The sequence below is a fragment of the Methylobacterium symbioticum genome (genome assembly GCF_902141845.1).
Taxonomy (GTDB): Bacteria; Pseudomonadota; Alphaproteobacteria; order Rhizobiales; family Beijerinckiaceae; genus Methylobacterium; species Methylobacterium symbioticum.
The window spans coordinates 1-2,776 of sequence record NZ_CABFPH010000211.1; the positions used below are offsets into that span (position 1 = coordinate 1).

Here is a 2,776-nt window from a genome sequence, read left to right on the forward strand (position 1 = left end):
CAGGCGCCGCAGTCGCGCTGACCGACGGGCGCCGGCCCGGCGCCCGGAGCACACGTCCGACCCATGCCGCCGACGCGGCCCGGACCTGCCCCGCACGATCACAGAAATCGTGCGGCGCAGGGCTCGTGCCGTTTGGCAAACCCCCCTGCTTTCTTTATGGACCGAGGCCCATGACGCGGTACGTCTTCATCACCGGCGGCGTGGTTTCCTCCCTCGGCAAGGGCCTCGCCTCCGCCGCCCTCGCGGCGCTCCTCCAGGCACGCGGCTATCGCGTCCGCCTGCGCAAGCTCGACCCCTATCTGAACGTCGATCCGGGCACGATGAGCCCGACGCAGCACGGCGAGGTCTTCGTCACCGACGACGGCGCCGAGACCGACCTCGACCTCGGCCATTACGAGCGCTTCACCGGCCTGCCGGCGAGCCGGGCCGACAACATCACCACCGGCCGGATCTACCAGGACATCATCGCCAAGGAGCGGCGCGGCGACTATCTCGGCGCGACCATCCAGGTGATCCCGCACGTCACCAACGCCATCAAGGCCTTCGTGCTCGACGGCAACGAGCCCTACGACTTCGTGCTGGTCGAGATCGGCGGCACGGTGGGCGACATCGAGGGCCTGCCCTTCTTCGAGGCGATCCGCCAGCTCGGCCAGGAGCTGCCGCGCGGCGCCACCGCCTTCCTGCACCTGACGCTCCTGCCCTACATCCCCTCCGCGGGCGAGCTGAAGACCAAGCCGACGCAGCACTCGGTGAAGGAGCTGCGCTCGATCGGCATCCAGCCCGACATCCTGCTCTGCCGCTGCGACCGGCCGATCCCCGCCGACGAGCGGCGCAAGCTCGGCCTGTTCTGCAACGTGCGCGAGACCGCGGTGATCGAGGCGCGCGACGTCGCCTCGATCTACGACGTGCCGCTCTCCTACCGCGAGGCGGGTCTCGACCGCGAGATCCTCGCCCATTTCGGCCTGGAGGCCGGGGGCGAGCCGGATCTCGCGCGCTGGCGCCGGATCTCGGAGCGGGTCCGCAACCCCGAGGGCGAGGTCTCTATCGCCATCGTCGGCAAGTACACGGGCCTGAAGGACGCCTACAAGTCGCTCACCGAGGCGCTCACCCATGGCGGCATCGCCCATCGCTGCCGGGTGAATCTCGAATGGATCGAGGCAGAGGTGTTCGAGCGCGAGGACCCCGCCCCCTTCCTCGAGGGCATCAACGGCATCCTGGTGCCCGGCGGCTTCGGCCAGCGCGGCGCGGAAGGAAAGATCCGCGCGGCGCGCTACGCCCGCGAGCGCAGGATCCCCTATTTCGGCATCTGCTTCGGCATGCAGATGGCGGTGATCGAGGCGGCGCGCGCGCTGGCCGGCATCCGCGAGGCCAACTCCACCGAGTTTGGCGAGACCGCGGAGCCGGTGGTCGGCCTGCTCACCGAGTGGCTGAAGGGCAACGAGCTGGAGAAGCGCGCCGCGGCGGGCAACCTCGGCGGCACCATGCGGCTCGGCGCCTATCAGGCGCGCCTGCAGGCGGACACCAAGATCGCGCAGATCTACGGCGGCACGGAGATCTCCGAGCGCCATCGCCACCGCTACGAGGTCAACATGGCCTATCGCGAGCGCCTGGAGGCGGCGGGCCTGCGCTTCTCCGGCACCTCGCCGGACGGCCTCCTGCCGGAGACCGTGGAGCATGTGGGCCACCCGTGGTTCATCGGCGTGCAGTACCATCCGGAGCTGAAGTCGCGCCCCTTCGAGCCGCACCCGCTCTTCGAGAGCTTCATCGGCGCGGCCATCGAGCAGAGCCGCCTGGTCTGAGGAGGGAGAGCCCGTGGCCTCGATCTCCGGGCTTCCCGCCTTCCTCGCCTACTACGCCACGGCCCTCCTGCTCGTGGCCGCCTATCTCACCGTCTACCTGACGGCGACCGCCCATCACGAGATCGCCCTGATCCGGGCCGGCAACGACGCCGCGGCGATCGCCCTCGGCGCGGGCCTGATCGGCTACGCCCTGCCGCTCGTCGTCTCGATCTACAACGCGCAGTCGCTCCTCGACTGCGTCGTCTGGGGCCTCGTCGCCCTCGTGGTGCAGATGGCGATCTACTGGGCGATGCGCCTCGTCCTGCCCGACCTCTCCGGCCGCATCGAGCGGGGCGAGACGGCCGCGGCGATCCTGCTCGGCGCCGCCTCGCTGGCGGGCGGGCTCATCAACGCCGCCTCGATGACGTACTGATCCCCTCCCGGCCGATTCGGACCGGGACGGACGGACGCGCGACCGGGGGAACGCCGGATGGACGCAACGCAGGACACGGACGGCTCGCGGACGCGCTCGAAGCGCTCCCAGACCGTCTCCCTCGTCCTGATCGCGGGCGCGGGCGCCGCGGCGCTCGGCCTCGGCAGCCTCGATCCGAGCCAGCGCGAGGAGGACGTGCTCGTCTACGCGGACGCCGCCGCCTGCGCCGCCGAGGCCATCCGCCCGGCCGAGGAATGCCGCAGCGAATACGAGCAGGCCCGGGCCGCCTACCCGACCGCGGCGCCGCGCTACGCCAGCCTGACCGATTGCGAGGGGCATCACGGGCCGCTCCACTGCCGGCCGGGCAGCGAGGTGAGCGAGCAGGCCCGCGACCGCTTCCTGCCCCGCATGGCGGGCTACATGATCGGCCGGCGCGCCGCGCAGGGCCTCGCGCCGCAGCCGGTCTTCGACCACGCCCCGCGCCCCGGCCACGCCGCGGCGGCAGCGGGCCATGGCGGCTACTGCACCGGCGGCGGGGCCCGGATCGTCACCGGCAGCGGCGGGC

The 2,776-nt window shown here is 71.8% G+C and carries 3 protein-coding genes; all 3 read left to right on the top strand.

Annotated elements, in window-relative coordinates:
* Positions 1-170: 170 nt before the first annotated feature.
* The gene (pyrG, locus tag MET9862_RS28790; protein WP_142586288.1) at positions 171-1,799 is read left to right on the top strand and encodes a CTP synthase; all 1,629 of its coding nucleotides are present in this window, start codon (positions 171-173) and stop codon (positions 1,797-1,799) included.
* A gap of 13 nt (positions 1,800-1,812) precedes the next feature.
* Positions 1,813-2,211, top strand: a complete 399-nt coding sequence (locus tag MET9862_RS28795; protein ID WP_142586289.1) for a DUF350 domain-containing protein — start codon at positions 1,813-1,815, stop codon at positions 2,209-2,211.
* Between the two features lie 57 nt (positions 2,212-2,268).
* Positions 2,269-2,776: DUF1190 domain-containing protein (locus MET9862_RS28800; protein WP_142586290.1), on the top strand; the 508-nt coding region annotated here is incomplete at its 3' end.